Consider the following 19,241-nt stretch of genomic DNA (forward strand, 5'->3'; position numbering starts at 1 on the left):
CCTTTATTGCATATCAGCCCGTATCAGCCCGTGGCGTGCAGGTTTGCATCGGGACAGGCAACTTAAAGTGTTTCGCCTCCCGGTGTGGGGCTGGTTGCGGTCCAGCCACCGTCGATTACCAAAGTTTGGCCTGTAATGTGTTTGGCCGGCGATGAGAGCAGAAAGAGTGTTGCTGCAGCAATGTCCTCTGGTGTCGCTACCTGCCCCAGAGGTGTGACATCAGACCACGCATTTTCATATTCCTGATCACCCATCGTACGCTGGGTCATCGTCGCACCCGGGGCAACACAGTTAATCCTGATATTGTAGGGTGAAAGCTCTATGACAAGGTTTTTCGCTAGCATTACGATAGCTGATTTGGTCATTGCATATGCACTTAAATGGCGGTTGGCCTGTTTGGCATTCACCGATGACATCAGTACTATACTGCCGCCTGTGCCCCGGTCACGCATCCGGTTGGCAACGGCCTGGGCGAACATGTAAGTGCCTTTGATATTTACCTGCATCATGCGGTTTAAATCCTGTTCTTTAAATTCAAGAAATGGTCCTGATACAGTCATCCCCGTATTGGCTATGCCAAAATCGATTCTTCCAAAATGGTCGGTGGCATTGTTTACAATTCTTTCAATCGTTTCTGTTTCTGAAGAATCTCCTGGTACAGCTATGCAGCGCCCGGCGCCAAGTTTGTTAAGCTCCTCTGCGGCTTTTTGGGTGGAATCTTGCTCCAGACTATTCAGGACGACATGACTGCCATTGATAACCAATTGTCTGGCAATCTCGAATCCTATTCCTTCGCTGGCACCTGTAATAACTGCTACTTGCTGATCAAAAAGAGTGTTATTATGCATATTATCAGATTTGATTATGTTAGATGTAAACCTTGTTTTAAACGTCCGTTTATCATTTAACGAACTTGTTTTTAAGAAGTTACTTTCTTAGAGACGGGTAATTAGTGCCGTCCATCCGGTCTGATGACTCGCCCCAAGGCCTCTTGAGTGATCGCCGTCAAAGTGTTCATAGAATAAAATCAGGTCTTTGAAATGAGGATCTGTGGCGTATATTTTATCCTCTCCATGACAAGGGCGTTCGCCATTTTGATCCGGGCGGAAAGCGTGCCAGAGTCTGTCGGAAAGAAAGGCTGCCGCGTCGGTAAGATTCCCGGTTTTGCCACTCCCAACGGGAAGTTCTATCTTCACCTGGTCCTGATAATAATTGCCGAATTCTTTCAGTGCCCTGACTATAAAGAAATTAAATGGGTACCAGACCGGGCCCCTCCAGTTTGAATTTCCGCCAAACATGTCATTGTCAGATTCTGCTGGAGTATACTGAATACTGTTTACTGTGCCGGCAATCTCCATGGAAAACGGGTCAGTATAAACTTTGGATAGTGAACGGATACCTCCTGGCGCAAGCAGTTCATCCTCGGAAAAAAGAAATTTGCCAAGCCGCTGTAGTTGCTCTGCTGACAGCAGGGCGAACAATATGGATTCTTTGTGCTGATCTTCGTCAATTACGCAGTAACACGCGTTCTCCGATTTCTCTTTATGCAGATAGTATTGGATTTTCTCGTAGAAGGTTGGCAAAGCGCGCGCTGTCGCAGTGTCAATATTCATTACAGCAAATAGATTGGCGAGGCCTACCAATGAGCGGATAGGGATGGGTATCATCTCACCTTCGGGTGTATGCAGGACATCGTAAGCAAAACCATTATTGCTTTCCGGATCGTTGTCATCAATCCATAGCCTGGCAATGTCTTGCAGCCCTGCGCTGATGCGGATGTATTGATCCAGATAGTAACAGCTGAGCGGCTGAAAAGTTTCAGGGTCATTTTGAGCCAACTCTACCGCGATACGCATCATTGATAGAGAATAGGCCGCGACCCATGCCGTTGCATCAGCCTGGTCTAATGTACCTCCCCCTGGTATAGCATGGCTGCGGTCGAATAAACTAATGTTATCCAAGCCTAGGAATCCTCCCTGAAAAAGGCCGTCCTGCTTGCCGTTGGCTTGGCTTAGCCACCACTCAAAATTAGCCTGCAGCCTTTCAAACATTACGGAAAGAAATTTGTAGTCTCTCTTGCCGGTAAATTCCAGTTCCTGTTGGTAAAAGACCCATGCAATCGCTGCCCTAAGCGGTGGATTGTTATCTGAGAAGTTCCATTCGTACGCAGGCAACCTGCCATCAGACGCCTGATAGCGCGGGTCAGTATGCAAGTATAGCTGTTGCTTTGCAAATTCGAGATCAATGCTTTCGACAGCAATAGACTGGAATGCCTGGTCCCAGGCAGCAAACCAAGGATACTCCCATTTATCAGGCATGATCATAATGTGCTTTGCGTTCAGATGCTGCCAATCGGAGTTACGGCCTTGCCAGCGCTCATTGGGCGGAACCTGCCCGCCCGGATCTCCTGTAAGCCACCGGTGCACATCATAATGATAATATTGTTTCGACCACATCAGACCGGCCCAGGCCTGTCTTTTGATCAGCGCGTCATCAGGCGTGTCAGCTTCGGTCAGCTGCCCATAGAAAATATCAGCCTCCTGTTTTCGTTGAATGAAAATACTGTCGAATTCATCGTCTTGTACGACTTCCCCGTTGCTGCTGAGCCGTAACCGGATTTGTGTAGACTCTCCGCCCTGCAGATTCAGCTTGTAGACAGGTGCGCACTTAGTACCTTCAAGATGCTGGTCAAATGGCGCATATTGGCCACTGATGACCGCATCGTGAAATGCATCTTTTACAAAGACAGATTCATTCGGCTGGCCGAACACCCGCTCAGAATTTGTTTCGTTGTCTGTCATCAGCACCGCGTCCGGAGTCTGAAAGCTTAGCGTATAAGAGCCCAGATTTTCATCCGTTATCTCAACTCTATTGCCAGCGAGTCTTTTGATGGCGGGTTTACTCGTTTCGGGGTAAAACCTCCAACGGTTTCTGAACCATAGAGTCGGCAGTACATGAAGTGTCGCGGGATGATCTGCCCTGTTATGGATCGTAAGCTTAATTAATATGTCATCGACATTTTTTTTGGCATAGCTGATATTGACATCGAAATATTCTTTATTATTAAAAATACCAGTATCCAATAGCTCGAATTCGCGGTCTGCTGCACCGCGGTTGGCATTCTGTTCCCTCAGATACGCATATGGGAACTCGTTCTGGGGATATTTATACAGCATTTCCATGCTGCTGTGCGTTGGAGTGTTGTCCAGATAATAGTATAACTCCTTGACATCTTCTCCATGGTTACCTTCCGGATTTGTAAGACCAAACAACCGCTCTTTCAGGATAGGATCTTTGCCGTTCCATAGTGCAACGGCGAAACATAGTGTCTGGGTCTGATCTGAAATGCCTCCCAAGCCATCTTCTCCCCATCTGTAAGTGCGCATGCGGGCATGTTCATGCGGGAATGATTGCCACGCGTCACCGTTTTTGCTGTAATCTTCCCTGACGGTGCCCCACTGTCTTTCGCTAAGGTAAGGACCCCATTTGTACCAATTTTCCTGGTTGCTCCATTGACGGGAAAGTCTGTGTTTTTCTACGTTTTCGTTTGTCATCTATAAGAGATTAAATAAACCTTGAATGGTTTACGTGTCTGAAACATAGTAGGAATGCCACAAAAAATCTTTGCCAGAATTTACAAGTACTTCACCTCATAGGCAGATTAGAACCACTCTTGCAATAATTTGTCAGTGGGGCCTGTTTTTTCATCCGGATCTGGTGCGTGGTACGGCATTAGGCTGAAAAATGAAAGACTATACCTTCTTTTCGTACGAAACAGCCGAGGCCTTGCACTTGTCTGAGAAGGAAAAGCAGGTGCTTTACGACTGTATTCAAAAGATTCGTCTGGGCAGTGATAAGAATATTATTGAGATCGCATATGAACTGGGTTTCGGATACCCTCAGTATTTCAGTAAGCTTTTTAAAACATGGCTTTATCCTACCTGCCGGATTAAACGGAATAGCTCATCCTTCTTTAACGGCTTAGTGAGGTATCCATTCAGGAATGGGTAATTTTTAACTTGCTGTGTATCTGTTATACTGTCTGAAGAGCTCAGAATGTAAACCGGGATGTTATTTACAAACTCAAATTTATCCCTTGATAAGGCATCCAAAAGCTCCCAACCAGTCATCACGGGCATGTTGATGTCTAAAAATAATACATCAGGAAGCAGTTCGGGGCTATATTTGTTTTCCCGGAAATAATCCAGTGCTTGCAATCCGTCTTCAAAGGTCTGGAAGTCAATCTCGCCAAAAGGAAAGCTGGCTAACATTTTTCTTACTATGTAAGTGAATATCTCGCTGTCTTCGACAAGCGTAACTCTGATATTTTTCATGCCTGGGGCTTGTGTAATTTGTTTTTCTCGAATACAATAGTAAAAACTGTACCTTCTCCTAACTGGCTTTCTACTACAATGTTTCCGCCAAATTTTTCAATTTGATATCTTGTAAGAAACAGCCCCACGCCTGGCCGGTCGTTCTGTTTGAAAGTTGTTTTAAATTTGAATAAATGCAGGCCTTCTTTCGTCATGTCTATGCCTTTTCCATTGTCGCGGAAAATCAATTTTATATAACTACCGCATTCATATGCCTGTAGATGAATCTGGCAATCTACCTGTGGCCTTATGTATTTAAGTGAGTTACTTACAAGGTTATAAAAAATGCTTTGAAGGTAAGTCTTCACATACTGTATTCCGGTAAGCTGAAAGTCGGTTGAAATCTTTACCTTATCAAAGTCATAGCCCTTGTTAGAGAGGCTCCCGATGATGTCTTGCAGGATATCTTTAAAATAACACAGCTCAAATTCAAGAACTGTTGCCTTTCTTACGTCCAAAACTTGGGTAAGGTCTTGCAATATCTGTAGTAGATGGTCACTACTTTGAGATAAATATTGTAAATACTGTTCTTTTTCCTCAGTGTCTTCACAGTTTTCCATCTGCTGTAGGAGCATTGCAATGTTACTTGCCGGGCCTTTCAGATTATGCGCCACGATCTGATCGAATTCCTCAAGCTGGCGCAGGTTGTTTTCAAGGCGATTGTTGGCCAAGTCAAGTTCGGACGTCTGATGCTCTAAAATCTCCAGCTGGCGTTTGATCTGAGAGATGTCTTCTATTTGTGAAACGAAAAAGGCAGGTTGTTTATCGGCATTCTGAACCATTGACACAGTCAGCGAACACCAGATAAAGTGTCCCTGCTTGTGCAAATACCTTTTTTCCATATTATAGCTATCAATATTCCCTTTCACTAACTCGGCAAGGTAGGTCAGATCTGTAGAAATATCGTCAGGGTGGGTAATTTGCTGAAATGTTAGATTCTCCAGGATTTCTGATGGGTATCCAAGTATCTTGCAAAGTGTTTGGTTGACATTCATAAACCTGCCATGGATATCTACCAATGCTTTCCCAATCCCGGAATACTGGAAAGCCTGATTGAATTTTTCTTCACTAATTCTTACCTCTTCCAGTATATTCATCCATCCGGTCATGTCCGATCCAATGCAAAGGATACGGTCAGGCTTGCCATCAGACTCATAGCCGGTTACCACCGATTTAGCATGCAACCAGGTGTAGCTGCCGTCAGATCTCTGTATCCTGTAGTCCTGCGTATATAACTTATCATCTCCATTCAGGCATTTTGTCAGAACATAGTTGAACGTATCCAGATCATCCGGATGTATCCTGTTTTTAATTTGATCTATTGTAATTTCAGTTGTATGCAGATCCAATTGTTTAGCCAGGGAGCCAGATATGGAAACCGAGTGTTTGGTCAAGTCCCAGTCACACAGCAACAAATCAGCATTCTCAAGGACAAACTTCCACCGGATGTCCATTGCTTTGAGTTGCTCCTTTGCTCTTTTAGCCTCTGTAATGTCGGAAATGTTTACTAAAAGGTTTTCATGTGACGCGCTGATAGGTCTTGTTTTCAGCTTGTACCAAGTTCCTTCATGAGACGTGAATGGAGCCTGATACTCCATTTCACAGGTTGTATTGGTCCTAAAAGACTTTTGAATTGTAGATCGGAACTGATCGGCGAGATCCTCTGGGAATAACCCGTATACAGATTTTTCAGTCATTTGCTCCAATGGGAAGAATAGTTTTTCAGGCAAATTGGTCCAGCCATTGAGTATTTTGCCACTCGGAGCTATTTCAAACAAAATATCATCCATTGCCGAAATTACTGAGTGCAAGTGCTTTTCTCTCGTCTGGCTGTTAAGCACACCCTGTACATGAGCAGTAACGTCTGTAATAGTAATCAGTACCTGAGGTATTTCTTCATTTTCTTTCAGCAGCAGGTCAGAGCTTACAGAAAGCCACCTTTCCGGATTCTGTCCAATCTTCAAGCCCATAGTCACGTCTTTAAAGTTGGCGCCTGTGACAAGAGTTTTTGCGTAGGGAAGCTCAGTTAGTTCATAAATCCCCCCATCTTTTGGATGATGGAATGCAACGAGTCCATCCATCTTTTTACCTATGACAGCAGCTGCTTTTAGGCCAAGTAGGCTGGTGGCGGCTGGATTTATGAAAACAACCTGACCTTCTTGATTCAGAAGCACCATACCGTTGGGGGAATGCTCAACTATTGCTTGATAAAAATATTCCAAAGTTTAACTTGGGGCTATGGTGAACGAGGTAGCGGCAAGATATGAACTTTCGAAATCATTACTATAGGCTTAATACTATGGCATTGTAAGTTTTGTAGAAATTAGTTTATTTACTTCGACCGATGTACGCTTCTGCTGTACTGATTTTTAGACAAATGTCCACGGAAGATGCATAATACGGGGATTATGATCTAATGATTTTAAAAGTAACACATGTTACCCGATAGCTCACTTAATGGCCGTATTGCTTTCTGGGGTACTTTTGGCCGATCATATTTAGGTTTGTAGTGTAACCAAATAGACAAATTAGTTTCTTTGCAAGATCCTGCCTTCGCTTGAAGTTGATAAAACTATTTCTATTTTCGCCACTAAAAGGCCGTATCATCCCTAAAAGAAATTTAATGAGATTAATCTTTACGCTGCTGATTACAATTCTATTTTTTTCTTGCAAATCTGGTGTATCTGTTGGGCCGGAAGACGGATCGTGGGCCGATAGTGCAGCAGAACATGCTATGAAAATGATGTCTTCAAGTAAACCTGAGATGTCGTTAGAATATCTGGATTCGGTATATGCTTCAAGAACAAAGGTAAGTGAACAGGCACTGTGGAAGATGTATCACTCCAAGATGAACTTCTACACTTACTACCGTCAGGACTTTAAATTGCGTTTGGCATATATTGATAGTATGATTTCGGTTAGTGAAAACAACAAGGAAATTATGAGCTCCGAGTATGCGCAATCACTTTACCAAATGGCATCTGTTCTGAAGGATGAACAGCGATATAGTGAAGCATTTAAATATTACTATAACGGCCGGTCGTTTGCTTTGGGTGTATTGGATAGTTGCAGCCTGAGTGATTTTAGTAATGCTCTTGGCATTATCCGTTTTCGACAAGGTGATTTTGTCAAGGCGATTCCCTATCTACGTCAGGCGCTTTCCGAAGCTGAAAATTGTAAATCTTCCTCTTTTCAATATTCCTTTATTCTGCCCCAAAGTATCCGGAATTCAATAGGGCTATGCTTTGAAAAGTCAGGGCAACTCGACTCAGCAGTGCATCACTATCAAAAAGCTTTACAGTTTATTCTGTCGCAAAAAGAGAATCATCCCTCGAGACAGGATTACATTACTGTTGCCAGAGCGGTAGTAGAAGGAAATCTTGGCGGAGCTTATGCATCAATGGGGCAGTTTGAAGAGGCTGAAAAACATTTGAAACTAAACATTTCACTCAATGACAGACCTGGTTTTGGAATTGAGGATGCGCAGACCGCAAAGGTCAAATTGGCCAGACTTTATCTTAAAATAAATAAAACCACGCATGCCAAGCAGATTTTATCTGAATTAGAGCAGGATTTAAAAGCGGGTAGGGGAAAAAGTAGGTCCCACCATGAGATATGGAACGATTGGTATTTACTTCAATCTCAGTATTTCGAGCAAAAAGGGGACTACAGTAGGGCCGTACATTTTATGAAAGATTACCTTCATCATAAAGATTCGTTGGACTTTGTCCAGAGAAGTTTAAAAGGCATTGATGTAGAAGAGCTTCTGCGCGATCAACACAGGAACTTCCAGCTTCGTCTTCTACAAAAAGACAATGAGTTGAAATCCAATTATCTGACGAGCCTGTCCATTATTCTGGTTATGGCCGTTGGTGTTGCAATTGTTATGTATCTGAATTCCCGGCGCTCTAGGAAAAATCTTGAAAAAGTAGTTGACCTGAATGCTCAGCTACAGAAAGCATTCAGTGCGCTGGAGATCAGTCAGAAGGAAAACACCAGGATTGTAAAGACCGTGGCTCATGATCTTCGGGGGCCGCTTGACGCTATTACTTCACTAATAGATATTATGTCGGAAGAGCCAGGAAGATCTGGTGATGATGCAGAAGTACTCAACGTCATAAGAGGGACCAGTTCTCACTCGTTCCATTTGGTAGACAGCCTTATGCACTTAAATCTTACGGGGAAGCAGAAGTTATTGAAAGAGAAGACTGATCTAGCTTTGCTGATAAAACAGTGTGCCGATATGCTTTCGGTAAGAGCAAACGAGAAAAACCTTAAAATTTCTCTTGAACTTGCTACTGTTTACGCTCATGTTAATTATGAAAAAATGTGGCGTGCAGTTAACAATTTGATTACAAATGCTATAAAATTCAGTAAAGCAGGCACTTACATTGTCGTTAATCTCGAATCTTCCGATACGGAAATCGTTCTTAAGGTTACAGACAACGGGATTGGCATCGCTCCGGAGGTCGGAAATCAGATTTTTGATTCTTTCACAAACGCAAGGCATAAAGGAACCTCGGGAGAGGAGTCATTTGGTCTGGGTCTTTCTATTACAAAGCAAATTGTTGAGGCTCACGGTGGAACAATTAGATATAAGAGCGAATTAGGAAAGGGGACGACTTTTTATGTGAGAATTCCCAAAATGAATCCCTTGGTAGAGCATACACCTCAATAGAGTAATTGACTGTTGGTTAAGACCAATAATTTTTTCACCAGCTTCTTTATAGGTGTTGGGTCTGTAACTCTGTTACAACTCCACAGAGCAGCTGTTGCTATCAGCAGTGTAAGTAAGTTTTTCATCATTAAAATATTTGAATGAATTAATATAAGCCGGGCTATTTTTCTGGTACTGGCTGTTTGACACTGGAAACAGAAAGCAGGGTTGCATGGGTAGGAAAATATTTTTTTGTACCATACATAGTAGGTATGGAAAATCCTAACGTCTATTTTCGCCAGATACGCTTCTTAGCCCAAAAAGTTAATCCTAAAACTGGATGGAGATTCACCCGTTTTGTTTTGAAATAATCTGCTGAAATACGCCGGATCGTCGTAACCGAGATCGTAGGCGATTTCTTTTGCGGTAAGGGAGGTATGCGCCAGTAATCGTTTCGCTTCCAGAATAATGCGGTTTTTGATCACTTCATTGGGTTGAGGCAAACCCAGGCGGTTGAACTTGTGTGTAATTGTTTTCGGCGCCATACATAAAAAATCTGCGTAGTCGGCGACGGTATGTTTCGATTTATAATGCTCTTCTACCAGCCGGGTGAACTTGCGGAAAAATTCAAGATCGTTTTGCTGATCAGCCAATTCATTTGTCAAATGTTGTCTTTTCCATGACCGGGTCGCCCTGATCAATAACTGTTTAAGATAAGTACGGACCATCTCTTCCAGAGAACTGTCATTGAGTTGGAACTCCTGGATCATCTCTTTAAACAAACCACCAAGAAAAGCATTCTCAGCTTCCAAAAGCTCCACTTTGGGCATGTTCCGGATGTTGTTGAATAGCAAACCGTCACAGGCAACTTCCTGATCATGGATCTGTATGCAGTAAAAATCACGGTTGTAAAAAATGAGATATCCGCTTTCGGGACCAGCCTCTTCTAATTCTAAGTATTGATTTGGGCTGATAAAAAACAGCGTCGGCTGCTGTGTTTGATAACTGGCAAAGTCTACTTTAAGTTTGTAGGCAGCGGGCAGATATAGAATTTTGATGTATTCCTTGTAAGCAGGTCCATTGATCACATCCGTTTGCTGCTGACTTACATGCAGCAGTCCCAACGTCTTTAAATTGTTGTTGAAAACGGTTGTATTCATGGCTAAACAGGGTCGTGGCTGGCAAGGTTTCTTTTTGTCTCAAAATAGGAAAAAAACCTGAGAAGCGATGATTTGCTTCACAGGTGAGATCATTTTTTTAGTTTCTGGCAAATTTTTCAAGCTCAGCATTGAATTTATCCATTTCCTCCAGGAATAACCCATGCCCGCCTTTTTCAAATTTCACTATATAAGATCCTTTGATGGCCTTGTTTAACAGTTCGGCTTGAACAAAGTCACACAATTTGTCGTTCACGCCATGGAATATCGCTACCGGCATTTTGATTTTTGGCAGCACAGGACGAAGATCCAGATCACCCAAAGCCATAATAGCTTGTGTGGTAGCGTATGGTGATGCATTCAGGTTGATACTTTCCAGCCATTTGATAGATTCTGGCGAAAGTCCGCCCTCTTGTCCCTCAAATGCTTTTCCAAAACCTGCAACAAGTTGTTCGCGATTGGTTTTAGTTTGCCTGATCAGATCGGTTGCACCTTGCTCGGTAATGCCGTAAGGATGGCCGTCGCGTTGTTTCCACGTAGGACCAGTTGCCCCAAACAAGGCCAACTTCTTAATGTGGGCACCATTGTATTTGGTTACAAAGTGAAGGGTTACAGCGCTTCCCATTGAGAATCCGCCGAGTGTTGCATTTTCAATTTTGAGTTTTTCTAAAACCACTTTGATGTCGTCGGAGAACGTGTCGAAGTCATATTTCCCATAAGGTCTGTCTGATTTTCCAAAACCTCGCAGGGAAATGCCGATGACTCTGAAACCCTTCTCAACCAAGTACTGGTATTGATATTCGTACATCTCGTTGTTCAGAGGCCATCCGTGGATAAGTACAACAGGCTGACCTTCACCCAGGTCGATCACATGCAGTTTTACATTTTTCTCTACTTCAATATATTCTTCTCTCCCGAATGATGCGGGTTTGCGTGTTTGTGCGAAAAGGAATTGGCTTTGGATAAAAGTAAACATGAAGGCGATAGTCAGTGCAATAGTTTTCATCTGAGCAATAATTTTGAATGTTTGAGTTAATCTGTTAACCGTTAGCAGATTGTCGTTCCGTTTTGACATTACAAAGGTGGCAGTTCTGGCAGGTCAGAAGAATGGATAAAAGGCAATGCGTCTTGTACATTTTTCCCTGATAAAATCAGGGGTTTATAAAGAGCCGAAAGTTGGTCTAATCGCTGGTAGAACGACTCTGACTAAGGAGCAGTGATGGGCGTCTCGCTGTATTGGTAACAACTCTTGCCAGACTGAAAATTTTAACAAACAGTAAGAAATGAATCCAAACCCATGCAGGCGACTGGCGGGCATTAAAAATTTGTACTACCGGTTTGGACAGGTTTGAGTGCGTATACAACTTATCGTTCTTTTTGTTTTGTAAACATTAACGTTTTTCAATTTAGACGAACCCGGATGGCACGCTTATTATAGGCCGACATTCATTCAAATCAAAACACAATCACCATGGCGATATTATCCATTGTAAATCAAAACTCCTGTGAAGAAGAATTTTCGTTGCGAGAGGTGCCATTAAAAATTAATGGTAAGCTGGTTAATTTACAGCTCAGACCCTGGGTTAGCCTTCTGGATGCACTAAGGGAATATGCCGGTTTGACCGGCACCAAAAAAGGCTGTGACCATGGACAATGCGGAGCGTGCACAGTGCTTTGCGATGGAGAACGGATTTTGAGTTGTCTCACGCTGGCGGTGATGAAAGAGGATGCTGAGATTACAACAATCGAAGGTGTAGGGACAGAGAATGAGTTGCATCCATTGCAAAAGGCATTTATTGCGCATGATGCTTTCCAGTGCGGCTATTGCACACCTGGCCAGATATGCAGTGCCATAGGAATGCTGAACGAAGGCAAAGCGCAGAACAGAGAGGATGTGAAGGAACTCATGAGTGGAAATCTCTGCCGCTGCGGGGCCAACAGCAATATAATCGACGCGATAATGGAAGTAAAAAACGAAACGATATGAATAATTTCACTTATTCCAAAGCCAGTACTGTACAAGATGCGGTGAATCGTGTGCAACAAGGACCAGAGGCGAAGTTTGTGGCGGGTGGCACAAATCTGATAGACCTGATGAAATACCACGTAATTACTACAGACGCGCTTATAGACGTCAATCATGTAGAGGGGTATCACGCTATTGAGGCCAGAGGTGAAGGTGGAATCCGGTTGGGTGCATTTATGACTAATGCAAAAACGGCCTACCATCCGATTATCGAACAGCAGTATCCTTTGCTGTCCCGCGCGATACTGGCCGGGGCATCCGCCCAGATCAGAAATATGGCAACTAACGGAGGTAATTTGTTGCAGCGTACCAGGTGTTACTATTTTTATGACGTAAACACGCCTTGTAATAAACGGGAACCCGGATCTGGATGTTCGGCAATAGGCGGATATAACCGTATTATGGCCATTTTAGGTGCCAGCGAAAGTTGTATTGCCGTTTTTCCATCGGATATGTGCGTGGCGCTTGCTGCATTGGAAGCAAAAGTGAATATCTCAGGACCCCACGGAGACCGCAGCCTTGCCTTCACTGATTTTCATCGATTACCCGGAAACACGCCAGACATTGATAACAACCTGAGCCATGGCGAAATCATAACAAGCATTGATCTGCCGTCGAAAGGTTTCTCCGACAATTATTCATACCTGAAACTCCGGGACAGAAACTCTTATGCGTTCGCGCTCGTCTCTGTTGCAACTGCTCTGGAGCTGGAAGACGGGATTGTCAGGGAAAGCCGGATTGCCTTAGGTGGTGTTGCACACAAACCCTGGCGGTCAGCAGAGGGAGAAGCTTTTTTACAAGGTAAGGAAGCCACAAAGGAGAATTTTACGCGAGTTGCAGAGATTATTCTGACAGGCGCAGCAGGATACCAATACAACAGTTTTAAGATTGAACTGGCAAAAAGGGCAATCGTTCGCAATTGCATGATGGCATTAAACCCCGAAACACAATTACCAGGAGCGCAGCCGTCCCGGTAACTGGTTATAACAACACGCATCTTGCTAAAATATTAAAGTCACTCTGCCAACATCAACTGGTTGGCGCATCAAACTGAAAATATGTCCCTTACAGCATCAATAGGTCAGCCGATAAGTCGTCTCGAAGGAAATTTAAAAGTGACTGGAGCTGCAAAGTACTCCGGCGATTACAATGTCGCAGGACTGCTTTACGGGCATGTCATCAACAGCACCATCACCAAAGGAAAAATAGCGCAGATCAGCACTGTTAAGGCAAAGGCATTGCCTGGGGTGATACAGGTTTTTACACATGAAAACAGACCGTCGCTTGCCTGGTTCAATCAGATGTATGCCGATATGGATGCTCCGCCGGGCTCGCCGTTCAGACCTTTGTACGACGGGGAAATAAGGTACAACGGACAGCCGATAGGGCTTGTGGTAGCTGAGACTTTTGAACTGGCCAGATATGCTGCTACGTTAGTCGAGGTGCTTTATGAGAACGAAACTTTCAGCACGAATCTGGAAGAAAATGTTGCTGACGCACACACGCCTGCTTTGGGGCTGGCCACCATGCTCAAACCGCCTCCACCGAAGCCCACAGGAGATTTCGAAACTGCATTCGCAGAATCTTTCGCTCAGGTAACCGCCGATTATTCCCACGGTACTGAGCACCATAACCCGCTGGAATTATTTGCTACAACGACCATTTACGAAGGTGATGGTAAACTCACCATTTATGACAAAACACAAGGGACGGTTAACAGCCAGCTGTATGTAGGAAATGTTTTTGGACTAAAATACAAAGACGTACGGGTGATATCTCCGTTTGTGGGTGGAGCTTTCGGGTCTGGTTTAAGGCCACAATATCAACTGTTTATGTCAGTAATGGCTTCTTTGGAATTGAAACGGTCGGTGCGCGTAACATTGGACCGTAGCCAGATGTTCACTTTCGGCCACAGACCGCCGACCCTTCAATCAACTCGTTTTGGGGCTGATAAGGATGGAAAGATTACGGCTATGAACCATTCTGCCATTGCTGAAACCTCCCGGTTTGAGGATTATACAGAGGTTGTGGTGAACTGGTCGCATATGCTTTACCCGGCACCCAATACACTGATGGAATATAAGCTGGTCAACCTGGATGTTTACAGCCCTTTGGATATGCGCTCACCCGGTGGCAGCACTGGTCTGCATGCCATTGAGAGCACCATGGATGAACTGGCGTACAAACTAAATATTGATCCTCTACAACTCAGGCTGATCAATTACAGCGACAGAGACGAAAGTCTGGATAGACCTTACAGCAGTAAGGAGCTGAAGCAGTGTTTTCTGCAGGGTGCAGAAAAGTTTGGCTGGGCCAACCGCAACCCTGAACCGGGCAGTATGCGGAATGGAAATAAGTTGATTGGTCACGGTATGGCAACCGGGATATGGGAAGCAAATCATCTACCTGCCAAGGCGGAAATGATTATTACAAAGGAAGGAAAATTGAAGGTCAATAGTGCAGTGACTGATATTGGAACAGGAACGATGACGATCATGGCACAGATAGCAGCGGATGAATTTGGTTTATCTGTGGAAGACGTTGTTTTCTCTTATGGGGATAGCAAGAAGCCTTTTGCGCCGATACAGGGAGGTTCGTTCACTACATCTACCGTAGGGTCAGCCATAAAAGCAGCTGGGAAGGCTTTGCGTAAAAAGTTGCTTAAAAAGGCTGGGTTAATGGATAATTCCGCGTTTAGGGGAGTACCGATTAGTGAAGTTATTTTTGATAATGGTTATATCATTTTAAAGAACGATCCGGAAGTCTCGGTTTCTCTCAGGGATATAATTTTAGCAAACAAGGGGAAAGAAATCAAGACAAATAACCTTTCAGTTCCAAATGTTTTTAAACTGAAAAAATACTCACGTGCTGCACATAGTGCGGTTTTTGTGGAAGTAGAAGTAGACCAGGAACTTGGCGTTGTCAATGTAACAAGGGCACTTACTGTTGTGGCCGCCGGCAGGATTATCAACCCTAAAACGGCACGCAGCCAGATTTTGGGAGGAATGGTGTGGAGTATCAGTAAAGCATTAAGAGAAGAAACCATTGTTGATCACGGCTTGGGGAAATATATGAACCAGAATCTGGGTGAATATCATATTCCTGTCCATGCCGATATTCACGATCTGGATGTAATTTTTGTTGAGGAAAATGATACTATTATTAATGAGTTGGGGACAAAAGGAGTAGGGGAAATCGGACTTGTGGGAATGCCCCCCGCCATTGCAAATGCCATCTACCATGCCACGGGAAAAAGAATAAACCAGTTTCCGATTCACTTTGATAGTTTGTTGTGAGTGACAGCCTATTTTCAGAGAGATATACGAAAACCACAAGACTGGCTGGATGGATTGTAAAACCCGGCCAGCCAGTCCTGGAACGTGGTGAAATGGTCGCAATACTGAACACATCAACCTCCTGTTAACGGCAATTTTTCAGATTGCGAAACCAAAATCTCAATTTTTTTTCACCAGGCGAATAGGCGCTCTTGCAGGTGAAATTATATGGTTATCTGACATCCAAATAGAATTCGGATTCTTTTTTCGCCCAGTCTGTGGAAAGCACATTTTTAACAGTTTGCTGATACTCGGTCAGCGATGCCGGCTTTGTTATAAAGCCATTTGCACCCAGCGTTCTGGACTGAGATACGTAGTGGTCCATATTTGAGCTGGATAACATCACTACCGGCAATGTCCAACGCTGCTTTCGGATTTCTGCAAGACATTCAAAACCGTTCATAAGGTGCATATTGATATCCAGAAAAATAATATCAACATCCTGGATTTGGGTCAGCAATGATATCGCATCCAGTCCATTATAAGCCAGTTTTAAATCTATTGTTATTTGAAAATCGGAAATTGCCTCTGTAAATACCAAAATATCATCTTTGTCATCGTCTACCAGCAATATTGTTAGAGTCTGCAAACTAAACGACTGGCTAAAAATGTCCATAGGGTTTTAAATGTTTTATATAAATGTGAAAACCAGCGAATTCAAAAGCTGGAAATAAAATCGTACCTGTTCGGTGCACCTGACTGCTTTTAATACTGCAATTTTATTACGTCAACAGTTAAATCCACTTTAAAGTGCTCGTTGATCTCATTTTATCAGCCAGTAGAACAGTTTTAACTATCATCATGAAAATCTAACCTTGTCCAACCATCTGATCTGAAATCAGAAAGCTTTGCCGATCGGCGTCCGGTCAGCGACTTTGCCTTGAAGAAATCTAAGGATGATTAGGACTCAATTCAAAGTGGGAGCCTAAGGAGTAGGGAAGTGATTTGCCTGCTTGCTTAATCCCGGCGATCCCACTTCTGCGGCCTTAATCATTTGGCATACCTTTTTATCAGCTGCTGCGCAAATCGCATTTTGCCCATCTATCCACTCAACCGGTCCAATGCCAAGCCGCAGTTGAGATTTGAATCGCTGTCAACTGGTTTTTATTTTTTATCCATTATCCAAGTTTTTAAACACATGCTCATCAACAGCTAATGAAAACAGAAGATATCGAACCCTGGGACTGGAACAGGATCATTTTTGGAGAGGCACCCGTGGAATTTATGGCTGAAGTATTTATCCGAACCTGCATCATTTTTCTTGCATTGCTGGTCATCGTGCGGTTAATGGGCAAGAGGATGGGAGGGCAGTTAACGATTTCAGAATTGGCCATTATGGTAACACTCGGAGCTATTGTTTCACCGGCCATGCAAATCCCGCAACTTGGCGTGCTGATGGGCGTGATGATTTTACTCTGCGCATTGATTTTCCAGCGAGGGCTTAACTCTGCCGAATTTAAAAGCCAGAAGTTTGAGCAGCTCAGCCAGGGAACTTCGGGCATGGTGGTAAAGGATGGAGTGATTTTATTGGAAGAGATGGCGAAATCGAAGATATCGCAGCAACAGCTTTTCTCAGCACTCAGGGGCAAGGATATTTACAATCTTGGTCAGATAGGCCGGGTTTACTTTGAAGCCTGCGGTATCTTCAGTATCTATAAAAAAGAGGAGCCAATGCCTGGTTTACAGATATTTCCTCCAGGCGACGAAGGTATCAATGGCTTCTCACAAAAAATTGTTGAGGGTGCTCGCGCTTGTATGGTTGGTGGGGTTGTCAAATACGAATTCAATGAAAGTGACTCCTGCATCAATTGTAATTCAAATGCCTGGATACTTTAATGGTCTGATTCAAAAACTGGATTACATCAAAGCACTTGGTATTGACGCAATCTGGCTGGCACCGTTTCAGCCAACTCCCGGGGAAGATGATGGCTATGATGTGGCTGATTATTATGGCGTCGATGATAGGCTGGGCAGCAGCGGCGATTTTGTGGAGTTCATGCATCAGGCAGAAAAGTGGGGAATCAGGGTGATTATGGACCTAGTAATCAACCATACTTCGGATCAACATCCATGGTTCAAAAACTCCAGACAAAGCAAAACCTCTAAATACCGCGACTGGTACGTGTGGTCGAAAAATCGCCCGAAGGATGCCGACAAAGGAATGGTTTTCCCTGGTGTACAAACTGAGGTATGGACAATTGATTCGCTGACTAAAGAATATTACAACCACCGCTTTTATGATTTTCAGCCCGATCTGAACTTTTCAAACCCGTAGGTTATGCAAGAAAGTCAGCGTATAATCGGCTATTGGCTCAACCAGGGTATTGCGGGTTTCAGACTCGACGCAGTTCCGTTCTTATTGAAGTGCCCAAAACGCGCAGTGAAAAACCCAAACTCGATTTCGACTTTTTAAAGGATATGCGTCAGTTTGCCCAATCCCGAAAATCGGATGTGGCTATTCTCGGATAAGCGAATGTAATGCCTGATGAGAATGAAAATTATTTTGGCAAGAATGGAGAAGGTATACAAATGATGTTTAATTTCTATGCTAACCAGCACTTGTTTTACGCGTTGGCCACAGGAGATCTGAAACCATTTAAAACGGCGATTGAAGAAACAAAAACGATACCGGAAGCTTCTCAATGGGCACATTTCCTAAGGAACCACGACGAGATCGATCTGGGCCGGCTCACTGAAAAGCAGCGTAACCAGGTTTACAAAAAGTTTGGTCCGGACAAGAATATGCAGTTGTACTACCGGGGGATTCGCCAGAGAATGGCGCCTATGCTTGGCAACGACCGGAAACATCCGGAACTGGCTTACAGTCTTTTGTATTCGCTGCATTCGCATGGAGCTGGCTTGGTGCGGCCATGCAAGCGACTGACCTTCATTTCGGAGTTGTGAATGCGCCCGGTCAGCGTTATCATCCGGCAATTATTGCGCAGGCAGTGTCCGCGCTATGCGAGATGTTTCCGCGCCGTTTCTGGATTGCTGTGGGCAGCGGGCAATTTCTTAATGAGCACATTACCGCTGAAAAATGGCCTTCAAAAATGGATCGTAATCAGCGGCTAAAAGAATGTGTCGATATTATGCGGGCACTCTGGGCGGGTGAGACTGTTACTCACAACGGGATGGTGGATGTTTATGACGCAAAACTATATACGCTGCCCGGTTACATGCCGTCGATTGTTGGTGCCGCACTTACTACGCAGACTGCAAGATGGGTTGGTGGCTGGGCAGATGCGATGATCACAACTTCACGTCCGCAGGATGAACTGAAACAAATGGTAGATGCATTCCGAGAGGGTGGAGGAGAGGGCAAGCCTGTATATCTTAAGGTACAGCTGTCTTATGACATTACCATGCATAAAGCGGTGGAAGGCGCTCACCAGCAGTGGAAAAATAATGTGTTTTCGTCCTCGCTGTTATCGGATATCCGCTCACCGGTTGGCTTTGATGCCGCAGGGGCGATGGTGAGGCCCGAGGATATGAAAGCAGGTGTGCGGATTTCGGATAGTGCTGATCAACATGTGGAGTGGCTATCCCGGGATATAGAAGCCGGGGTTTCGGAGCTTTATCTACATAATGTAAATCTGAATCAGTCGAAATTTATTGACGATTTCGGGGCCAGGGTAATTCCGCAACTGATCCTTCCCGGGTGAAAACCTTATGCCATCAGTAAGGTTAAAATTA

General features: G+C 44.1%; 15 protein-coding genes. 8 read left to right on the plus strand and 7 right to left on the minus strand.

Features of this window, described 5'->3' with window-relative positions; all coding sequences use genetic code 11:
• Positions 1 to 62: 62 nt before the first annotated feature.
• From DSL64_RS00065 to DSL64_RS00090, 4 genes are all read right to left on the minus strand, one after another.
• A complete protein-coding gene (locus tag DSL64_RS00065) occupies positions 63 to 848 on the minus strand; it encodes an SDR family NAD(P)-dependent oxidoreductase (RefSeq protein ID WP_115828614.1) in 786 nt (261 codons plus the stop codon).
• A gap of 87 nt (positions 849 to 935) precedes the next feature.
• Positions 936 to 3,554: an MGH1-like glycoside hydrolase domain-containing protein gene (locus tag DSL64_RS00070; protein ID WP_115828615.1), complete on the minus strand. Its 2,619-nt coding sequence runs from the start codon at positions 3,552 to 3,554 to the stop codon at positions 936 to 938.
• Between the two features lie 378 nt (positions 3,555 to 3,932).
• Positions 3,933 to 4,334, minus strand: a complete 402-nt coding sequence (locus DSL64_RS00085) for a response regulator (protein ID WP_115828616.1) — start codon at positions 4,332 to 4,334, stop codon at positions 3,933 to 3,935.
• On the minus strand, positions 4,331 to 6,595 hold the full coding sequence (locus DSL64_RS00090) for a PAS domain S-box protein (protein ID WP_262512399.1): 2,265 nt from the start codon (positions 6,593 to 6,595) through the stop codon (positions 4,331 to 4,333). Before DSL64_RS00090 ends, DSL64_RS00085 begins: the two co-directional genes overlap by 4 nt.
• 401 nt (positions 6,596 to 6,996) lie before the next feature.
• Between DSL64_RS00090 and DSL64_RS00095 the strand changes: the two genes are divergently transcribed.
• Complete coding sequence (locus DSL64_RS00095) at positions 6,997 to 9,051, plus strand: ATP-binding protein (RefSeq protein WP_115828618.1); 2,055 nt, start codon at positions 6,997 to 6,999, stop codon at positions 9,049 to 9,051.
• Between the two features lie 290 nt (positions 9,052 to 9,341).
• On the opposite strand, the gene DSL64_RS00100 is transcribed toward DSL64_RS00095, so the two are convergent.
• Both DSL64_RS00100 and DSL64_RS00105 read right to left on the minus strand, forming a co-directional pair.
• Entirely contained in the window at positions 9,342 to 10,190 is an 849-nt protein-coding gene (locus DSL64_RS00100; protein WP_115828619.1) for a helix-turn-helix domain-containing protein, read from the minus strand.
• A 97-nt stretch (positions 10,191 to 10,287) separates the two neighbouring features.
• Positions 10,288 to 11,193, minus strand: a complete 906-nt coding sequence (locus DSL64_RS00105; RefSeq protein WP_115829114.1) for an alpha/beta fold hydrolase — start codon at positions 11,191 to 11,193, stop codon at positions 10,288 to 10,290.
• 465 nt (positions 11,194 to 11,658) lie between these two features.
• On the opposite strand from DSL64_RS00105, the gene DSL64_RS00110 reads away from it, so the two are divergent.
• From DSL64_RS00110 to DSL64_RS00120, 3 genes are all read left to right on the plus strand, one after another.
• Positions 11,659 to 12,174, plus strand: a complete 516-nt coding sequence (locus DSL64_RS00110; RefSeq protein ID WP_115828620.1) for a (2Fe-2S)-binding protein — start codon at positions 11,659 to 11,661, stop codon at positions 12,172 to 12,174.
• Entirely contained in the window at positions 12,171 to 13,190 is a 1,020-nt protein-coding gene (locus tag DSL64_RS00115; RefSeq protein ID WP_115828621.1) for an FAD binding domain-containing protein, read from the plus strand. The genes DSL64_RS00110 and DSL64_RS00115 overlap by 4 nt, the downstream gene beginning before the upstream one ends.
• 81 nt (positions 13,191 to 13,271) lie before the next feature.
• Positions 13,272 to 15,509 carry a xanthine dehydrogenase family protein molybdopterin-binding subunit gene (locus DSL64_RS00120; RefSeq protein WP_115828622.1) on the plus strand — a complete coding sequence of 746 codons (2,238 nt, stop codon included), beginning with the start codon at positions 13,272 to 13,274 and terminating at the stop codon, positions 15,507 to 15,509.
• A 211-nt stretch (positions 15,510 to 15,720) separates the two neighbouring features.
• Here the strand turns inward: DSL64_RS00120 and DSL64_RS00125 are convergent, their stop codons facing one another.
• On the minus strand, positions 15,721 to 16,164 hold the full coding sequence (locus DSL64_RS00125) for a response regulator (protein ID WP_115828623.1): 444 nt from the start codon (positions 16,162 to 16,164) through the stop codon (positions 15,721 to 15,723).
• Between the two features lie 539 nt (positions 16,165 to 16,703).
• On the opposite strand from DSL64_RS00125, the gene DSL64_RS00130 reads away from it, so the two are divergent.
• The 4 genes from DSL64_RS00130 to DSL64_RS00140 all read left to right on the plus strand — a co-directional run bounded on the left by DSL64_RS00130 (position 16,704) and on the right by DSL64_RS00140 (position 19,210).
• Positions 16,704 to 17,384, plus strand: a complete 681-nt coding sequence (locus DSL64_RS00130) for a DUF421 domain-containing protein (protein WP_115828624.1) — start codon at positions 16,704 to 16,706, stop codon at positions 17,382 to 17,384.
• A complete protein-coding gene (locus DSL64_RS29445; RefSeq protein ID WP_510185881.1) occupies positions 17,368 to 17,823 on the plus strand; it encodes an alpha-amylase family glycosyl hydrolase in 456 nt (151 codons plus the stop codon). The genes DSL64_RS00130 and DSL64_RS29445 overlap by 17 nt, the downstream gene beginning before the upstream one ends.
• A 203-nt stretch (positions 17,824 to 18,026) precedes the next feature.
• Entirely contained in the window at positions 18,027 to 18,452 is a 426-nt protein-coding gene (locus DSL64_RS29450; protein WP_310587812.1) for an alpha-amylase family protein, read from the plus strand.
• A complete protein-coding gene (locus tag DSL64_RS00140) occupies positions 18,419 to 19,210 on the plus strand; it encodes an LLM class flavin-dependent oxidoreductase (RefSeq protein WP_115829115.1) in 792 nt (263 codons plus the stop codon). The genes DSL64_RS29450 and DSL64_RS00140 overlap by 34 nt, the downstream gene beginning before the upstream one ends.
• The last annotated feature ends 31 nt before the right edge of the window (positions 19,211 to 19,241 follow it).

It is taken from the genome of Dyadobacter luteus, assembly GCF_003383615.1.
Taxonomy (GTDB): domain Bacteria; phylum Bacteroidota; class Bacteroidia; order Cytophagales; family Spirosomataceae; genus Dyadobacter; species Dyadobacter luteus.